Source organism: Spirochaetota bacterium, assembly GCA_026414805.1.
Taxonomy (GTDB): Bacteria; Spirochaetota; UBA4802; order UBA4802; family UB4802; genus UBA4802.
On the sequence record JAOAIH010000001.1, the window covers coordinates 102,318 to 119,942 of the forward strand.

General features: G+C 36.0%; 21 protein-coding genes and 1 tRNA gene. 7 read left to right on the forward strand and 15 right to left on the reverse strand.

What is annotated here, in order from left to right:
* The first annotated feature begins 2 nt into the window (after nucleotides 1-2).
* The gene (locus tag N3F66_00465; protein ID MCX8122620.1) at nucleotides 3-470 is read left to right on the forward strand and encodes a 4Fe-4S binding protein; all 468 of its coding nucleotides are present in this window, start codon (nucleotides 3-5) and stop codon (nucleotides 468-470) included.
* A complete protein-coding gene (locus N3F66_00470) occupies nucleotides 448-711 on the forward strand; it encodes a hypothetical protein (protein MCX8122621.1) in 264 nt (87 codons plus the stop codon). Before N3F66_00465 ends, N3F66_00470 begins: the two co-directional genes overlap by 23 nt.
* Before the next feature lie 2 nt (nucleotides 712-713).
* On the opposite strand, the gene N3F66_00475 is transcribed toward N3F66_00470, so the two are convergent.
* Nucleotides 714-1,436, reverse strand: coding sequence for a tRNA 2-thiocytidine(32) synthetase TtcA (locus N3F66_00475; GenBank protein MCX8122622.1), 723 nt, complete (start codon nucleotides 1,434-1,436; stop codon nucleotides 714-716).
* A 107-nt stretch (nucleotides 1,437-1,543) separates the two neighbouring features.
* Here N3F66_00475 and N3F66_00480 point away from each other — a divergent pair, with 107 nt between their 5' ends.
* Together N3F66_00480 and N3F66_00485 are read left to right on the forward strand one after the other, a co-directional pair.
* The gene (locus N3F66_00480) at nucleotides 1,544-1,903 is read left to right on the forward strand and encodes a response regulator (protein MCX8122623.1); all 360 of its coding nucleotides are present in this window, start codon (nucleotides 1,544-1,546) and stop codon (nucleotides 1,901-1,903) included.
* 6 nt (nucleotides 1,904-1,909) lie between these two features.
* Nucleotides 1,910-2,953 carry a cyclic nucleotide-binding domain-containing protein gene (locus tag N3F66_00485; protein MCX8122624.1) on the forward strand — a complete coding sequence of 348 codons (1,044 nt, stop codon included), beginning with the start codon at nucleotides 1,910-1,912 and terminating at the stop codon, nucleotides 2,951-2,953.
* A gap of 6 nt (nucleotides 2,954-2,959) precedes the next feature.
* On the opposite strand, the gene N3F66_00490 is transcribed toward N3F66_00485, so the two are convergent.
* The 13 genes from N3F66_00490 to N3F66_00550 all read right to left on the reverse strand — a co-directional run bounded on the left by N3F66_00490 (nucleotide 2,960) and on the right by N3F66_00550 (nucleotide 11,968).
* Nucleotides 2,960-3,493, reverse strand: a complete 534-nt coding sequence (locus tag N3F66_00490) for a PadR family transcriptional regulator (GenBank protein MCX8122625.1) — start codon at nucleotides 3,491-3,493, stop codon at nucleotides 2,960-2,962.
* 195 nt (nucleotides 3,494-3,688) lie between these two features.
* Entirely contained in the window at nucleotides 3,689-4,276 is a 588-nt protein-coding gene (ruvA, locus tag N3F66_00495; GenBank protein ID MCX8122626.1) for a Holliday junction branch migration protein RuvA, read from the reverse strand.
* A gap of 6 nt (nucleotides 4,277-4,282) precedes the next feature.
* The gene (ruvC, locus tag N3F66_00500; GenBank protein ID MCX8122627.1) at nucleotides 4,283-4,786 is read right to left on the reverse strand and encodes a crossover junction endodeoxyribonuclease RuvC; all 504 of its coding nucleotides are present in this window, start codon (nucleotides 4,784-4,786) and stop codon (nucleotides 4,283-4,285) included.
* Between the two features lie 6 nt (nucleotides 4,787-4,792).
* Nucleotides 4,793-5,539, reverse strand: a complete 747-nt coding sequence (locus N3F66_00505; protein ID MCX8122628.1) for a YebC/PmpR family DNA-binding transcriptional regulator — start codon at nucleotides 5,537-5,539, stop codon at nucleotides 4,793-4,795.
* 122 nt (nucleotides 5,540-5,661) lie between these two features.
* Complete coding sequence (locus tag N3F66_00510; protein ID MCX8122629.1) at nucleotides 5,662-6,804, reverse strand: hypothetical protein; 1,143 nt, start codon at nucleotides 6,802-6,804, stop codon at nucleotides 5,662-5,664.
* Nucleotides 6,805-7,008: 204 nt separating this feature from the next.
* Nucleotides 7,009-7,623, reverse strand: a complete 615-nt coding sequence (gene pth / locus N3F66_00515) for an aminoacyl-tRNA hydrolase (protein MCX8122630.1) — start codon at nucleotides 7,621-7,623, stop codon at nucleotides 7,009-7,011.
* Nucleotides 7,624-7,647: 24 nt separating this feature from the next.
* Nucleotides 7,648-8,271, reverse strand: a complete 624-nt coding sequence (locus tag N3F66_00520; GenBank protein ID MCX8122631.1) for a 50S ribosomal protein L25/general stress protein Ctc — start codon at nucleotides 8,269-8,271, stop codon at nucleotides 7,648-7,650.
* 73 nt (nucleotides 8,272-8,344) lie between these two features.
* A complete protein-coding gene (locus N3F66_00525) occupies nucleotides 8,345-9,292 on the reverse strand; it encodes a ribose-phosphate pyrophosphokinase (protein MCX8122632.1) in 948 nt (315 codons plus the stop codon).
* 20 nt (nucleotides 9,293-9,312) lie between these two features.
* A complete protein-coding gene (locus N3F66_00530) occupies nucleotides 9,313-10,053 on the reverse strand; it encodes an NTP transferase domain-containing protein (GenBank protein ID MCX8122633.1) in 741 nt (246 codons plus the stop codon).
* 22 nt (nucleotides 10,054-10,075) lie between these two features.
* Nucleotides 10,076-10,147, reverse strand: a tRNA-Gln gene (locus N3F66_00535).
* 29 nt (nucleotides 10,148-10,176) lie between these two features.
* Nucleotides 10,177-11,067 (reverse strand): 4-(cytidine 5'-diphospho)-2-C-methyl-D-erythritol kinase, encoded by an 891-nt coding sequence (gene ispE / locus N3F66_00540; protein ID MCX8122634.1) that lies wholly within the window; start codon nucleotides 11,065-11,067, stop codon nucleotides 10,177-10,179.
* 89 nt (nucleotides 11,068-11,156) lie between these two features.
* Nucleotides 11,157-11,693, reverse strand: coding sequence for an NAD-dependent epimerase/dehydratase family protein (locus tag N3F66_00545; protein ID MCX8122635.1), 537 nt, complete (start codon nucleotides 11,691-11,693; stop codon nucleotides 11,157-11,159).
* Complete coding sequence (locus N3F66_00550; GenBank protein ID MCX8122636.1) at nucleotides 11,660-11,968, reverse strand: NAD-dependent epimerase/dehydratase family protein; 309 nt, start codon at nucleotides 11,966-11,968, stop codon at nucleotides 11,660-11,662. The genes N3F66_00545 and N3F66_00550 overlap by 34 nt, the downstream gene beginning before the upstream one ends.
* A gap of 222 nt (nucleotides 11,969-12,190) precedes the next feature.
* Here N3F66_00550 and N3F66_00555 point away from each other — a divergent pair, with 222 nt between their 5' ends.
* From N3F66_00555 to N3F66_00565, 3 genes are all read left to right on the forward strand, one after another.
* Entirely contained in the window at nucleotides 12,191-14,536 is a 2,346-nt protein-coding gene (locus tag N3F66_00555; GenBank protein MCX8122637.1) for a heavy metal translocating P-type ATPase, read from the forward strand.
* Nucleotides 14,537-14,670: 134 nt separating this feature from the next.
* Nucleotides 14,671-15,504: an SDR family oxidoreductase gene (locus N3F66_00560; GenBank protein ID MCX8122638.1), complete on the forward strand. Its 834-nt coding sequence runs from the start codon at nucleotides 14,671-14,673 to the stop codon at nucleotides 15,502-15,504.
* Nucleotides 15,505-15,520: 16 nt separating this feature from the next.
* Nucleotides 15,521-17,203, forward strand: a complete 1,683-nt coding sequence (locus N3F66_00565) for a thiamine pyrophosphate-binding protein (GenBank protein MCX8122639.1) — start codon at nucleotides 15,521-15,523, stop codon at nucleotides 17,201-17,203.
* Here N3F66_00565 and N3F66_00570 read toward each other — a convergent pair whose 3' ends face one another.
* Nucleotides 17,204-17,560: a sulfite exporter TauE/SafE family protein gene (locus N3F66_00570; protein MCX8122640.1), complete on the reverse strand. Its 357-nt coding sequence runs from the start codon at nucleotides 17,558-17,560 to the stop codon at nucleotides 17,204-17,206.
* Nucleotides 17,561-17,625 lie beyond the last annotated feature (65 nt).

Below are 17,625 nucleotides of genomic sequence, written 5' to 3' on the forward strand. Positions count from 1 at the left end.
CTATGTTGGGAATGATATATAAAGTAGTTGAGCAGCTATTTTCAAAAAAGTCTACAAATTTTTTCCCTTCAAAATATATACTGGAAAATACAGAGTATGCTCTGAAAAGCGGTTTACTACATCCGACTGTTGAAGTCAAAGATGGCTTCAGGGGCAGGTTGAAATATGATTTTGAAAGCTGTACAGGCTGTGGATTATGTAACAAAGTATGCCCTGCTAATGCTATTGAATTATATCCTGCTCAAGTAAATGCCAAAAAAACAAAAAGGATCGTGATTTATTTATCACGGTGTACATATTGTCAGGAGTGTGTTAATATATGCCCTAAAAATTCAATTCAGATTACCAAAGATTTTTTTATGGCTGGTTATAAAAAATATGGAAATTCAATGGTTGTTGGTTTTGAGCACAGAGAAAATTATGAGATAAAACAAGAGGAAAGCTCAGATGTTCAAAAAGAAGGAAATTGAGATAAAAGTAAAACTATATAGCGGGCTTCACAAGGAAGCTAAAATTGATCATTATAACCCCGATTTAGGATATGTGCTTAAAATTCCAAAGGGTGCTCGGGTGAGGCATGTTGCAAAACTGTTAGGATTACCTGATATTTATTCACTGGCATATTTTTGCAATGGGCAGCGCATAGGTGTTTTCAAAAAGTTGCATGAAGGTGATGAGCTTTCCTGTTTTAGGCCTTCGGGCGGTGGCTGATATTATAGTAAATATTCGTCCTCTCTATGGCTCAATGATCTGAAAATACTAGATTGAGCACCTTTAACTGATTTGTTAATTATTTTTAAAAGTTCTTTTGTATGATTTCGTTTTGTAAGATCCTTGTAAGGACATTCATTTTCAACAGGTGATAACATACATGCACTGCAATATCCTTTTACTTCAGCCTCTGTGAGAAATGCTAGAGGACGTATAATCTCCAATGTGCCATTAAACATTTTTAATTTAGGCGGCATGGTAGATAGTTTGCCATGATATAACATATTCATAAAAAAAGTAATTATAATATCATCCTGATTGTGACCAAATGCTATTTTTTTACATCCCAGCTCGGCTGCGGTCTCAAATAAAATTTTTCTTCTAAACCATGAACAAACAAAGCAAGGAGAGGAATTTTTTCTTGAAAGATCTAGCGTTATTTCTTTAATATAAAGAGGTATATCGTAGTTGCAACAGTACTGTTTGAGTCTGTCAATGCTTTTACTATTGTGAAAGTTTTTTACTATTACATGGCAGCAAAACAAATTATAATGTATTGGTATATGCTTTAAACGTCGGTGTAATGCATCCATCAAAACAAGTGAATCTTTCCCTCCTGAAAGAGCTATAAGAATATTATCATTTGCTTCTATCATGTTATAGGTATTAATAGCTTTTCCTACAATCTTCAGTAATTTCCCAATCTGTTTATCCTTATGGTTCATATAATAAAGCCTTGACGGAAAGGGTATTGTATGATTTACTAGTGTTTAGTACATTATATGGTGTCAATACAAATTATAACTAAATAATAATGAATACAGAGGTTTTACTGATGGCTCGTTGTATGATAGTTGATGATTCAAGTTTTATGCGCCGAATTATTAAACAGACATTGGAAGAAGGAGGTCATGAGGTTGTTGCGGAAGTAGATAATGGCCTTGAAGCTTTGGAAAAATATAAAGAAAAGAAGCCTGATATTGTTACCATGGATATTACTATGTGGGGGAAAGATGGACTGGAGGCTATTTCTGAAATAACCAATAGTTATCCAGATGCCAAAATTATTGTGATATCAGCGTTAAATGAAAGAACTTTGAAAATAAATGAAAAAGACATCAAAGCCAAAATATTTTTAACCAAGCCTTTTGAAAAGAAAGAACTTCTGGAAGCAATAAATAAAGTCCTTTAAATTGCTATGGAAGAACAATTTTTACAATTATATAAAAAAAATTCATCTGCAGATAGTGCGTATTTAATTGCTGATGGGAAGGTGTTTTTGTTTGTAACTGAAGCAGATAAGTATATATTACAGGGCAAAAACCTTATTGTTGGTGCTACTGAACTAGTATTAGAGTCAAAGAATGGTGAATCTATACAGAGACTAGAAACTGCGTTAGCAGTTAAAGGTACAACTATAAAAAAGATCCCTACTACAACACTTTTGCAAGGATTAGAAAACAATGCATTTGCCATGAACCTTGCAATTGTTGAAGCTAAAAGTGTAGTTTTGACCAATGAGATTCTGAAAAGAGATTTGCAACTTGATGCTCAGCTAACTAAAGAAAAAAGCATTTGTATGGAATATTATATAATTATCCAATCTTTACAAAAAGAATATGATAAAAGAAGACTGCCATGGTTAAAAGAGCTCATTGATAAATACAAAACTAGTATAATATTTAAGAAAGGTGAGGCTTTTACACGATCTACAGAAGCTATAAGAGTTGAAACTCCCAAAGAACTATCTTCAAACACCATTGAATTTCCACCTGGATCAATGTTATGCCAAGAAGGCAGTGTTGGAGATTTTATGTATATACTTGAATCTGGCAACCTGGAAGTTTTTATACAGAATGTAAAGGTTGCAACAATTTCTGAAAAAGGTACAGTTATAGGTGAGATAGCTATGCTTCTATCAATGCCTCGTACTGCTACACTTAAAGCTCAGAATACAGTGATTGTTACTAAAGTAACACGTGAAGATTTGAAAAATACCTCCTCACCAAAATTAATTCAGATGCTGTTAGTTTCCCTAGCAAAAAAGCACCATGCAAATATTGTGCATATTGAAGATATTAACCAGAAAAAGGCTCTTGCTTATGCAGAAAAAAAAGAACAAGAGCCACATAAAACAGATGTACATCGTTATTATAATGAACTATCTCAGCTAAAAAGCTCCTTAGAAAAAATCATCCACAACAAACAAGCTGATTATCTAGAGTACATACTTAAAAGATAGATAACATTATTCAAATTCAGCTAATACTTCGCCTTTCTTTAATGATTTCAACCAGTTCAGCTCTGCCTTTAAGTGGTTTTCAAGATATGTATACACGTGCAATTGAGAAGCAGGGGATGTGTTTTTTGATTCAGCGTCAATCTTTTCGCGCAGCGCGTTCATCTTTTCTTTAATATGTTCTACACGATCTTCAATAAACTGTTCTCGCTGTTCTGGTGAAAGTGAATTTAAGAACATAAGTACGATGTCGATATCAAAATGAATAAAATTATGATCAAAGTATTGTTTTAACATCTTTTTATAGTATTTTCTTCCTTCTGGAAGTATCTGGTAAATATAGCGCTCTGGATTCCCACCTTCTTTTTCAGTTCCTATTTTTTTAACCCAGCCATTATCAAGGGCTTTCTTGATAGCATAGTAAATAGAACCAAATTTTATATCCACATAGTCTTCCAAACGTTCAACTATCCTTTTTTTGATTTCATAGCCATATAAATTTTCTTCCATTAAAAGCCCCAATATGGTAATTTCAATTTTCATACTACACCTCTTTATAAAAATTTAATTATTTATTTTATAATACTAATAATAGTGTTAAAAAGCAATAATAATATTGTATGTGTATATAAATATTTTAAAAATAATTTAAATTAAATTATATAAATATGAGTTTATATATAATATTATTTAATATAGTTTAATTTTACTATTTTAATAAAACATATAATTTTTGTTTTATCTTGATAATTGTTTTAATGCCAATCGTATAATAGTTTCAATATTTGTTATTTCAGGATTTTCTTTAATTATTGATGTAACAGTTGAAGTTGCAATTTTTTCTTCAAAGCCCAATGAAATTAAAGCTTCAATTGCATCACTCATATAAGGAATTGTAGCAGATTTATTTGAAAGAATGGAATCTAATTTTTTTAATTTTCGTTTTAATTCAAATACTATTTTTTCACTTTTACTTTGCCCAATACCTGGTATTGATTTAAATGCTACAATTTGTTCATTTTTCACTGCTGATACTATCTGTTGTGGGGTCATTGAGGATAAAATGGAAATTGCGATTGAAGGTCCAATCCCTGATATTGTTAGTAACAGAGAAAACATCTGCTTTTCCTCTTCAGTGTTGAATCCATAAAGAGAGATAGCATTTTCTCTTACGACCATGTGAATATATAATTGTACGTTTGTTGCAGTATTGATTTGTTCATACGTTGATAAAGGGATATGTATCTCATAGCCAACACCATTTACATTAAGAACTACAACTGTTGGTTTACACGAAAGTATAGTGCCTTCAAGGAATGATATCATAGTATGTCACTTTTCTTTTTTAACTAATAAAGTGTTATTACGTGATGAATATCTGGGTAATGCAAGACAATGGCATAAAGCTATGGCAAGAGCGTCAAAGGCATCATCATGATTTATATGAGAAGATGGCTTCAGTATTTTTTTTATCATATTAGCAAGTTGTTCTTTTGATGCACGTCCGTAACCGGTTATTGATTGTTTTACCTGTAAGGGAGTATATTCAACATAAGGTATGCTTTGCTGAATTAACAATAATTTTATCACTCCAATAACTTGGGAAACGGGTATGGCTGTTGAAATGTTTTTATTAAAAAACAATTTTTCTATTCCGCATGACACAGGAGTATATTGAATAATCACATCGCTGAGAAGATTATACACCCGTAATAAACGATTTTCGTCATTTGATTTTGTTTCTATCACGCCACAATCAATATATGAAAATGTGTCATCGATGACGGCCCATCCACAACGGCCGTAGCCTGGATCAATTCCTAGTAATTTTGCCACAAATAATTAACTCATAGTGTTGATGATATCGTCAGGAATATCAAAATTAGAGTGAACATTTTGTACATCATCATGATCTTCCAATGCTTCGATAAGACGAAGGCATTGGGATGCTTTTTGTCCTTCTAAATGTACTGTTGTTTGAGGGATGTACGTTATTTCACTATTCAATGTTGGCAAGTTGTGTGAGCGGATTACTTCCAGAATATCGTTAAATTTTTCTGGAGCTGTGTAGACGACAATTGTATTATCTTCGGTTTTTATGTCCTCAACATCATAATCAAGTAAAATTTCCATAACTTTATCTTCGGTAGTTGCTTGTGCATCTATGTTGATAACACCTTTTTTGTCAAAAAGGAATGATACACATCCGGTTTCACCTAGATTACCGCCGTTTTTTGAAAATATTGTCCTGATTTCAGGAGTTGTGCGGTTTTTATTATCGGTCATGCAATCGACCATGATTGCCACTCCACCAGGTCCATATCCTTCATAACGAACTTCTTCATAGGTTGATCCTTCTAGGGCGCCGGTACCTTTTTTAATAGCTCTTTCAATATTTTCCATGGGCATATTATTTTCACGTGCTTTCAACACTGCGGTGCGTAAACGTGGATTACTGTTTATATCATCCCCGCCAACACGAGCAGCAACTGTAATTTCGCGTATCAATTTTGTAAATATTTTTCCTTTTTTGGCGTCCTGTGCTGCTTTTCTGTGTTTGATATTTGCCCATTTAGAATGTCCTGACATACGCTATCTCCTCATCATGCTATTTTTTGGAAATTTTTATGCAGAGCGCAAACGAATAGTAAAACCATACAAGTTTTTGTCATTAATAAAATAATCACAAAATTGAGACAAAAATAATTTTTTCAATAACCTTTTGAAATTTTCAACTGTATTTTTTCAATTTTTTTTGTGGATTCACGGATCTTTGTACCAGTAGCGATAGCTTTTGTATACCAGTCAATTGCAAGCTGATATTGTGAAATAACTTCATATATTGAAGCGATTTTAAAATATAATTCTCCGGTATTAAGTTTACTATATTCATGATCAAGACGGCGTAATTCGAGCTCATTGTTACCCAATTCATCCATAAGAGATTGATATTCAGGGTATAGGGACACATCCTTTTTATCGAGCAGTGTTGATTTGATTGTATTAATTTTTGTTTTAATACTTTCAATGTTATTTTTTTTATCATCTATGGACTGTTTCATGATATCTGATATTGCTATTGCCTGTAAATAATGATCAATGCTTTCTTTATAGTTCAAATCCATACTAGATATATCGCCCAATATGGAATGAGACATGCCTTTGCGGAAAAGATCATTGGAGTTATATAATGATAGACCTTTATTCAATGAAGTATATGCCAATTTCATGTCTGATATTTTTGTGTATGCTAGGTAGCCCAGTGCAAACAATACTGCAGAATCATCAGAATTCCTGTTAAGATACAATTGATAAAAACGCGAAGCGCTTATGAAATCATTAATTGATTCATAGCAGTTTGCGGCAGTAAGGTATAATTCTGGAGGTGTCTGATCCCCTTTTGCCTGTATGTAGCGATTGAGATGATATAATGCTTTTTTTTTATTTTTTCCAGAAGCAAGACTTAGCGCTAATTCCAGAGAGTAGTCATAGTTATCAGGATTTATTTCATATGCTTCTTCTAAAAAATTTAGATAGGCATCAGTTTTGTTAAGACGTTTAAACAGCTGTGCAAGGGAATAAAAAATGATATGGTCTTTTTGGCTTATGGTAGTAAATCGCAAAGCTTGGAAATAATGCTGTATAGCTTCATTGTATTTAAAAATGCTCTGGTAACATAAAGCTGCATCAATATGTAGAGTATAAAGGGTGTCATTGTTTTCAATAAAATATGGTTGCAGTTTTCTCTCAGTAAAAAGTTTTTTAAGATCTATACCTTCTTCAATTTTTTCAATTGCAATATATGAGGTAGGTATTTTTTTATCAAAACTTCGGCTGGTATAGATTTTGTTCAATTGAGATTGTATCAAGGGAAGGGCATCTGTGAATTTTTTTTGCTCAATAAGATTACGATAATCCTGCCCGTTGCTATTGTTATAAAATAACAGGATTAAAAATGTATAAACAATAAAGGTATATATATTATATCTCATGTTCATTGTAGTAGCTGTTTTGTAACATTATCGGTTGGTTAAAAAGGTATGTTAAAATAAAAAGAGCTATCGTCTAATCCGTATTTTTGGTAGCTGTCGTTTTTTAATTTTTGGTGCACCTTCAGGATTATATTTATTCTGCACTTCTTCAATGCTATGTGTTATAAGCATTCTGACCACTTCTTCTGATTTGTTAAGTACGTCTATCAATATCAAATTTTCATCTTCAGAAAAATCATTCAGGAGATATTCCTCCATTGTCATGCCTTTTTTAGGATATCCAATCCCTATGCGTACCTTGGCAAATCTGTCTGATTTTAACGCACGGGTTATCGATTCAATGCCGGGATGCTTAAGCTTTGACATAATTGAGTCAATTCTTATTTCACCAAGAGGGAGGGTGGGATCCTCCAATACACATATAATATCGCGTACATTTATGCGAAGAAAGGAGGCAATATATAACACTGATTCGCCTAGTAAATTGACAAAGGTTTGTGGTTTGAGCAGTACAACATCCTCACCGCAAATTTTTCCACGTCCAATAATAGATTTTTTCTTTTTTATACGGATGTCGATATTCTCGTTGTTTCCAAGAATATCGACAACCTTAAATCCAATATTTTGTCTGTTATTGAAATATTCTTCGCCTGGATTTCCAAATCCTACGATTAGTTTCAATTACATACTCCTTGTGATTGACTGTTACTGCTGTTCTTCAGCAGGTTTAACTTCTTCAGCAACTGGCTGTGCAACCTCTTCTGCTGCCTTGTGTGGTGCAAGGACAGCCAGAACTACAGAATCGGGTGTACTGAGAATTTTAACGCCTTTTGGAGCAATTATATCCTTTACATGTATAGATTGCCCAATTGCCAGATTTGTTACATCAATTGTAATTTTTTCCGGTAAATCTGCAGGGAGACATTCGACCTCAATTTCACGTTCTATAAATTCAAGTATACCACCCTGCTTCACACCCACAGGAGTTCCAACAACTTCAACAGGCACCTTGGTAGAAATAGCTTCGGTCATTGTTACTCTGAAGAAGTCTACATGCAATATTTCATCTGTTATTGGATGACGCTGATAATCTTTGACAAAGGCTTTTACTGGTGAATCAGGGTTGTCCTTGATATCAAGGTCTATCAGCACATTTTCGGAAATATGCCCTTTGAAAATTTTAAAGAAGTTTTTCTTCTGAAACATTATGCTTTGTGATTCGCCATGTGCATAGAGCACTGCAGGAATGTACCCTTGAGCTCTGAGTCTATGATTGGCATTTTTTCCGGTTTGGGTCCTTATTTCAACTGGTAAAACGTGTGCTTCCATATCAACCTCTTTCAGATTATTTAATATACATTATAGTAAAAATGTTATAAAATTCAACAATAAATTCCTGTAACTATCGGATAAACAATGAGCTAACAGATTCACCGTTATGAATGCGACGTATAGCTTCACCAAATAACGGTGCCATCGATAATATTTTCATATTTGGCAAAAGTTTCTTTTCTGGGATATCGATTGTATTAGTTAAAATAATCTCCTTAAAATCTGCTTTTTTAAGCTTTTCAGCTGCATTTTCAGATAAAACAGCATGAGTGGCAATACAGTATATATCCTTTGCACCGTTTTCGCGTAGGGCATGAGCTGCCTGTGTTATGGAGCCTCCGGTGTCGATCATGTCATCGATTAATATACAGTTGTGGTTTTTGACACTTTCTTCACCTATGATATTCATTACCTCAGATTTGTTAGGTTCCGGCCTTCTTTTATCTACTATCGCCAATTCTGCCCCAATATTTCTTGCTAAAAATCGTGCGCGCTCTGTTCCACCCGCGTCTGGTGATACTACAGTTGGGTTTTGGATGTTAAGTTCCTTCACGTATTCGATGACCAGAGGTGAAGCAAAAAGATTATCTACGGGGATATCAAAGAAGCCTTGTATTTGGTCAGAATGTAGTTCCATGGTGAGTATACGGTCAACCCCGGCTGCCTGTAACATGTTTGCAACTAATTTTGCAGAAATAGGTACACGTGGCTCAACCTTTCTGTCCTGACGGGCATAGCCATAATATGGTATTACGGCGGTAATTCGCTGTGCTGAAGCACGCATGGCTGCATCCACCATTAGCAGCAATTCCATGATGTTGTCATTTGCAGGGTTGCTGGTGGATTGAATTAAAAAAACATCTACGCTACGTACATTTTCAAGAATCTTGACGGATATTTCACCATCCTTGAATTTTTTAATTTCAATTTCGGAAAGCTCAATTCCTAAATAATGAGCTATCTCCTGAGCTAAGGGATAGTTTGATGTTCCAGAAAACAATTTTATTGGATATATCATAACAAACCTTTTTTAAAATACTATTTTTGTGAGAGTATAGCTTCTAGTTTTGATAGCTCTTCTTTTGAATTAATACCACTTCCTTCAAGTGGGTCAGAAAGTTTAATAATTTTGACATTGCTACCAGTATTGTGGATGTAGGTCAATGCATCAGGAAGATAATATTCGCGCTGTGCATTTTCAGTGGTTACGGTTTTCAACCCCTGAAAAAGCAGCTGCGACTTGAATGCATATGTACCAGTATTGACCTCATGCAGTGCTTTTTGTTCGGGGTCTGCATCTTTTTCTTCAACAATTTTCAACAAATTTCCCTTTTTATCACGCACAATCCGACCATACCCAAAAGGATTATCAAGTTCCATTGTAAGAACCACAGCACCAGTGTTTGGTTCATTGGCTGATTCAAAAAGTAATGAAAAAGTTTTGGGCTTTATTAAGGGGACATCTCCGCATGCTACAATGACAATCCCATCATAGTTGCGCAATACATCTTCTGTTTGCATTACGGCGTGTCCAGTTCCCAGTTGCTCTTTCTGCCAAACAAAATGAACCCTGTTCCCTATTGCTTTTATAACATCATCACCTTTATAGCCAACAACCACTATAATATCCTCTTCTTTTAAGCCTGCCTTAGTAAGATTATCAATTACATGTAGAACAAGTGGTTTGCCCCCTAAAAGGTGGAGTACTTTGGGCATTTCTGATTGCATTCTTACTCCTTTTCCGGCAGCAAGAACAATAGCTTTACACTTACTGTCCATAAATAGTTCCAAAAATAAAAATCTGAGGTGCCAGGATTCGAACCTGGGAATGCCGGGACCAAAACCCGGTGCCGTACCGCTTGGCTACACCTCAATTATTAAATAATATAGTAAAAATTTATATTATATCATTAATAATTTGGCAAAAAAAACTTGAGAAAACCGTGATTGAATCTGTCCAAATACATTTTCAGCTCTGACTTTATCAAAAAATAGTGCAAAAATTGCAGATCCGCTCCCAGTTAACTGAACAAACTCAGGCTGATAGTGTTTTAAAGTATTATACACATTTACAAGCTCAGGATAATTGGTAAATATTGTATCTTGAAAGTCGTTTTTAAATACATTCAGCAACGATATTACATCTCCATTATACCACAATGACAGAATATCTTCCTTTAAAGAAGGCAATTTGTCCGGTCCTCTTTTAAGTGAAGTATATGCTTCTTTAGTATTACAGTAAATTTCATCATATACAATAATTGCATACGCTGGAAGTTTAATAGGATGCAGTGGTGTTACTATCTGGCCAATTCCTTCGCACAATGCAACATTACCGTTTAAGCAGAAAGGGACATCTGCCCCTATTGTATGAGCTATCGCTGAAAGTTGCTGTATATTAAAGCAATTCAAAGAATTGTTAAGAAGCAACAATGTTGCTGCAGCATCTGCACTCCCGCCTCCTAACCCTGCCTGTGCGGGAATATTTTTTTGTATGGCGATAGCAACTTGCAATCCAATACCAGCATGGCGACAATACACATCAACAGCCCTTGCAATGAGATTTTGCTCATGTGGGATATTTTCAACGACAGATGCGTTGCGTCCACCTACACATTTAAGTGTACATATAACAGAATCAGGATTGCACAATGTGCAATGTTCAAGTTGTAAAAGATCAAAAATATCTACTTTTGCCATGATGCTACAGATATTGTGGTAGCCATCAGGCCTTTTATTCAAAACTTCAAGATGAAGATTTATTTTTGCGTAGGCTTTTATGCTATCAATCATTACTACCGCTAAATCATAACAGAATGGCAAATCTATATTTTAGCTATTTTTCTGTCAAGCAATTAATAATTCCAGGATAATTGCCCGCACTAATTATTTTCTAGATAGCTTTTTATGGCCTCTTCAGAAGTAAATCGGGGGCAAAACCCCAGAACTTTCTTAATTTTTTCTGCATTCATAGATAAGGGATATTGAATATATGTCAATTGACCTGGTCCAAAAGGCAGGAGGTGGAGAGTATACAATGCTGAAACAATTGGTTTTATAATGCTAGCAGGAATTTGTACCAAGTGTTTCCCGGAAATCTTTGCCATTTCATCATAACGCAATCCTTTGTCTGCAGCAAGATTAAATGCTCCCCGTACATTTTTTGTTAAAGCTAGATAAAATGCTTCTGCAGCATCATCTTCATGGATAAATTGCATGATTGGGTTACAACCTTTAAATCCTAGTATAAATGGTTGCTTCAGTGATTTTGCTACTGCGCTATTACAGTGAGGACCCATAATAATGCAGGGACGCATGATAACAACTTTTACTTTGGGGTTTTCTTTAGCAAACTGCTCAACTTTATGTTCAATTTCAACTTTGTTTATGGCATAGGTAAAACCAGGGGTTGGACGCAATGGTGCTGTTTCATCAAGAAAATCCGGAGTATAAGATATGCCAAATGCAAAACATCGGTCACTTTGTGGTTAACAAAAATATCAGTAAGTTTTTTGCTATCCCGTATGTCACAATGTTCGAAAACAAATGGGGATGGAAGTGGATGTGATGGTGTGATAATATCCGTGCAGATAATTTTATGATAAAATCTGGATTTTTTAAGATGCTCAATAACTCTTGAGCCAACATACCCAAAAGCTCCAGTGATAATTAGAATTCTTTTTTTATTTTTCATAGTAGGGTTTCACCAATCATGATTTTTACAGATTGTACTATAGCATTATGACTATTATCAATTACTTTTTTTTATTTTTTATTGTGATTTGTTAAATGATGAATACTATTCTGTATATCCAATAGCTATACAGGGTAGTATCATTTACTATAATTTATATATTGATATGTGACGGGATACGAAGTATATTAATATAATTAAGTATTTAAGAGGAAACTTAATATGTTAAAAACAATTGTAGTAAATGTAAAAAATTCATCCCACCATAAAATAGAAGATATTGTACCTAACATTAATGGTATTATTAATATAGAACAAACAAACAAAAACTACACTATACTGTACGATAGCTCCGTTACCAATCCATCCCAGATATTAAACCAACTGGAAAAAGCTGGATTGTATGTGGAAAAAGATATGCTGCAGGCTTCTGTTGGTGGTATGAGTTGCGTAATGTGCTCAAAAGCTGTTACGCACTCAATAGAGACTTTACCAGGCGTTCTGGATGTTACAGTAAATTATGCTACCGGGAAGGCTACTCTTATTGTCACTCCAAACACTATCAGCGTAAACGATATTAAAACAAAAGTTGAGGAAGCCGGATATCAGTTTCTTGGGTCCGATACAGTTGATCAGAAGAGTTCAGGCATTCGATTGATACAGATAATTACTGGTATGGTAGCAGGCATTGCATATATGGTGATGATGTATTTCCCAACTGATGTTAATTATTGGATTATGGCACTACTATCTACACCAGTATTTATTTTTATAAGCTATCATATTTTTATTCACGCATACACTGCACTACGACAAGGGCTTTTAACAATGGATGTTATGTATGCGTTAGGAATTGGGGTGTCTTTTAGTGCTAGTATATTAGCAACGGTACATGTATTGCCTCATGAGTTTTTTGTTTATGAGACAGCGATATTCCTTGCAACATTTCTTACTATTGGGAAATATCTTGAGGATAGGGCTAAATCCAAAACGTCTGCGACCATTAAAAAGTTGCTATCGCTCAAACCTGATACTGCTGTCGTAATACGCGATAACGAAGAAATTGAAATAAAAAGTGAAGAGGTCATGGTAGGTGACTATGTCATGGTTAAACCTCAATCACGCATTCCGGTGGATGGTGTGATTGTACATGGTGCGGGGTATATTGATGAGTCAATGATAACCGGAGAATCTGTGCCAGTATATAAGAAAGAAGGTGATAGAGTTATTGGTGGAACAATGAATAAGAACAATGTGCTTGTGATACGCGCACACGCTTTGGGTGCTGATTCAGTTCTTTCCCGAATTATAAAACTAGTAGAAGAAGCTCAAGGTTCAAAACCTGCAATGCAGCGAGTTGCTGACAGGGTTGTGGGGTATTTTATTCCTGTTGTCTTGATTATTGCGATTGTAGCAGCTGCTATATGGTATTTAGTCAGTGGAAATATCATGTTTTCTTTTCAAGTATTTGTAGCAGTGATAGTAATAGCCTGCCCCTGTGCATTAGGGCTTGCTACCCCTACAGCTGTTACTGTTGGCCTTGGCAGAGGCGCGGAGTTAGGGATTCTTGTTAAAAATGCTGAAGTGCTGGAAAAGGCAGGTAACGTCACAACTGTAGTTTTTGATAAAACGGGGACTCTTACCACTGGTGACTTACGTGTTACAGATGTTATTGCTGCATCAGGTGATGAAGATTTGCTTGTTTCGCTGTGTGCCTCACTTGAACGGTATGCACAACATCCTGTAGGAGATGCGATAGTAAAGTATGCAAAGGATAAAAGCATTCATTTCCAAGAAGCAGAGGAAGTGCATGTGGTAGAGGGCAAAGGCGTGATGGGTAAAGTAGAGGGACAGGGGGTTGTTGCAGGGAGTAGTGATTTTATTAAGGAACTTGGGATAGATATTGGAGCTATCGAACATAGTATTCATACGTTTGAGGATGAGGGGAAAACAGTGATGATTGTTGCAGATAGACAACCCTTGGGGATTATAGCATTGCGTGATAAACCACGACAAGAGGCTTCGGCAGCTATCCACAGGCTTTCAGAGCGAGGAATTACAACAATTATGATAACAGGCGACAACAGGCAGGTAGCATATGCTATTGCTGGTGAAATTGGTGTAGATACTGTATATGCTGAAGTTTCTCCTGAAGAGAAGATGAAGATAGTAGTGGATTTACAAAAAAAGGGAGAGATAGTTGCGTTTGTGGGAGATGGGATAAACGATGCACCAGTACTGGCACAGGCTGATATTGGCATCGCAATGGGTACAGGTACTGATGTTGCAATTGAAGCAGGTGAAGTGGTATTACTGCACAATAATCTTTATGATATAGTTACTTTTTTTGATTTAGCGCTGAAAGTTATACAGAGAATAAAACAAAATATCTTCTGGGCATTTGCGTATAATATGGTACTTGTCCCTATTGCAGCAGGTGGGTTATATCCATTTACAGGTTTTTTAATAAAACCTGAATTTGCAGGGGCTGCAATGGCATTAAGTTCACTTACCGTTGTAAGCATGTCGCTTGCACTTAAAAGATTTCAACCGGTTCAATCAAGGTAATCAAGGTTTTTACCGTGGAGCTATTACAATCATCAATATGGTATACAATGCTGCTATAAGTTTTACCCAAAGATTACCACTTGACTTTTAAAATGTATTATGATATGTCACTATCGATAAATATGGATGTTTGCATGTACCATGATTTAAAAAATAAAAATGCAGTGATTACGGGTTCTGGTAAACGTAACGGGATAGGATTTGCAATTGCCCGTGAACTGGCGCGCAATGGTGTAAATGTCGTTATTGCTGATTTAGGCAAAGGCACAATTGGCGACACCACTATGCAGGCAGGACAGATGGAAGAAATGAACATCTTGGCCAATGAATTGAAAAGGGAGTATGGCATAAATGCCTATTCCTTTCCGTGTGATGTTACTAGTACCTACTCAATTAATGAATTTGTAACTAAGGTTACTCAGGTTTTTGAATCTGTACATATATTGTGCAATAATGCAGGTGCAACATTTGGTGTTCCCAGTGCTATTCATACATACGATGAACAGGCCTGGTTGAAAACTATTGATGTTAATCTTCATGGCACATTTAGAGTGAGCAGGGCAATAGTTCCACTCATGAAAAATGGTGGTTCAATTATTAATACCGCTTCGCGAGCAGGTAAATTCCCAGCGATGTTTAATGGTGCATATTCGGTTGCTAAAGCTGGCGTAATAATGCTTACCAAAGTTATGGCAAAGGAACTTGCGGGAGCCGGCATACGGGTAAATGCTGTATGCCCTGGTCAAATTAATACTGATCTTGAGCGTTGGCGTTTTGAGCTAGAAGCAAAAATTTTTAATACAACTCCCGAAGAACGGGAAAAGGTAATGTGTCAGAGCATTCCAATAGGCAGGATTGGTACACCACAGGAGGTGGCCAGGCTTGTAGCATATTTAGCATCTGATGCTTCATCATATATTACTGGGCAGGCCATTAATGTATGTGGTGGGCAATTGATGGAATTATAATGTTGTGGAGGTTTGTATGTTAAACGGGGCAAAACTGGTTGTTGACGCATTATTAGATAAACAGGTTGAGTATATATTTTCGTTAAGTGGGGGGCACATTACTCCAATCTATGAACATCTTGAAAACTCGCCAATAAAAATATTTGATACACGGCATGAGCAAGCTGCAGTGTTTATGGCTGAGGCATGGGGACGTTTAAGCCGTAAACCTGGGGTTGCGCTGGTGACTGCTGGCCCTGGATTTACTAATGCGCTGACAGCAATAGCAAATGCGCGATTGTCCAATGCTCCACTGTTGCTCATTGCAGGTTGTGTTGGCCTTGAGAGCAATGATAAATTAGATTTACAGGATATGAAGCAGTTGCCGGTCATTGAACCAATGGTGAAAAAAGCCTTTGTGTGTCAAAAGCCTGAGCGAGTGTATGAATATATTGATATGGCGTACCGCACTGCATGTTCAGGGAGGCCTGGGCCAGTATATTTAGAGTTGCCAGTTGATGTACTAAATGCAACGCCAGATGAAACAAAAATACGAAGAACAAATACAAGTGTTGTTTCTAAGCCGTGCGATAGCATCGCAGCCTTAGATGTGATTGAAATATTGTATAAAAAGAAAAAGCCTATTATTATTGCAGGGAGTGGTGCATGGTATGCACATGCTTCAAAGCCCTTATTAGAATTTATTGAACATACTGGAATTCCTGTCTTTACCAATGCTGCCGGCAGGGGCGTTATACCAGATACTCATCCTTTGTGTTTTGAGTCATCACTTGCAATTAGGCCAGGTGCAGCACTGTTTGCAAATTTTAATGCTGACTGTATTGTACTATTAGGAAACAGAGTGAGCTTGTACTACATTTTTGGTGATATCTTTAATAAAGAAGCTACTCTCATTCAGGTTGACATTGAACCTGAGGAGATTGGGCGCAATAGAAGTATTCAAAAAGGCATAGTAAGTGATATAGCAGCTTTTATGGAAGAGTGTAACCGTATAATTAAAGAAAGAAAAATACACCTTAAAGAAAAGTATACTGAATGGGTAAATGAATTAAAAAAGGCTGATGAGGATAGCAAAAAGCAAGCGGAGCAACATTGGTTAAGCAATGCAGTACCAATACATGCCATGCGCGTTGCCTATGAGGTAAACCAAATCATGAATAGAGAAAATGATGTAGTGGTAAGTGATGGCGGTGATGCACAAATTTGGATGGGTATGACGCGAACTGTAAAACGTGGTGGAACATACATGGACTCAGGTTTATATGGGTGTTTGGGTGTTGGCATACCGTTTGCCAATGCTGCAAAGCTGTATTATAAAGACGCAAGGGTATTGCTTTTTACCGGTGATGGTTCGCTTGGATTTAATTTTATGGAGATAGAAACTGCTATTCGCAAGAATCTGGCAATTACAATAGTTGTAAGCAATGATTTAGGATGGGGAATGATTCGCCACAGCCAGGTTTTGCGGATGGGCCATCCGGTAAAGGATGGAACATATATTGGTAATATACCCTATCACAAACTTGTGGAAGCGTTAGGTGGGAAAGGATATCTGGTTGAAAAACCTGATGATATTACACCGGCTATACATGATGCATTGGCAAGTAATACAGTAGCGCTGGTCAATGTTATGACCGATCCTGATACTATCAGTCCTGGAAGTGTTGCACTTGCTAATTTAGGCGGATATAAGGCATAATCACTTTGAAAAAATAATATGTAAAGACATAATGAAAAGGATAACACCAAATACTCGGCGTAATGTTTCGTTATCAAGTGATACAGCTATCTTGCCGCCAATATAACCACCAATGACAAACCCCAGTGCAAGGGTGATAGCTACAGGAATATTGACATTTCCTGATTTATAATATTCGTATGCTGCAAGTATTCCAATAGGAGGAATCATGGCAGCAAGGGTAGTCCCCTGTGCCATATGCTGAGTGAAATGCAATATGTATATGAGAGCAGGAATCATAATGATCCCTCCACCAATACCCATTAAACCACCTAAAATGCCTGCTGAAAGGCCAATTATTGTTGTTATGAATAACATGAGCTCTTCTCCCAAAAAAAATATATATTGACCAATGAAGCAGGATGGTATGGTAGTATGTCAAG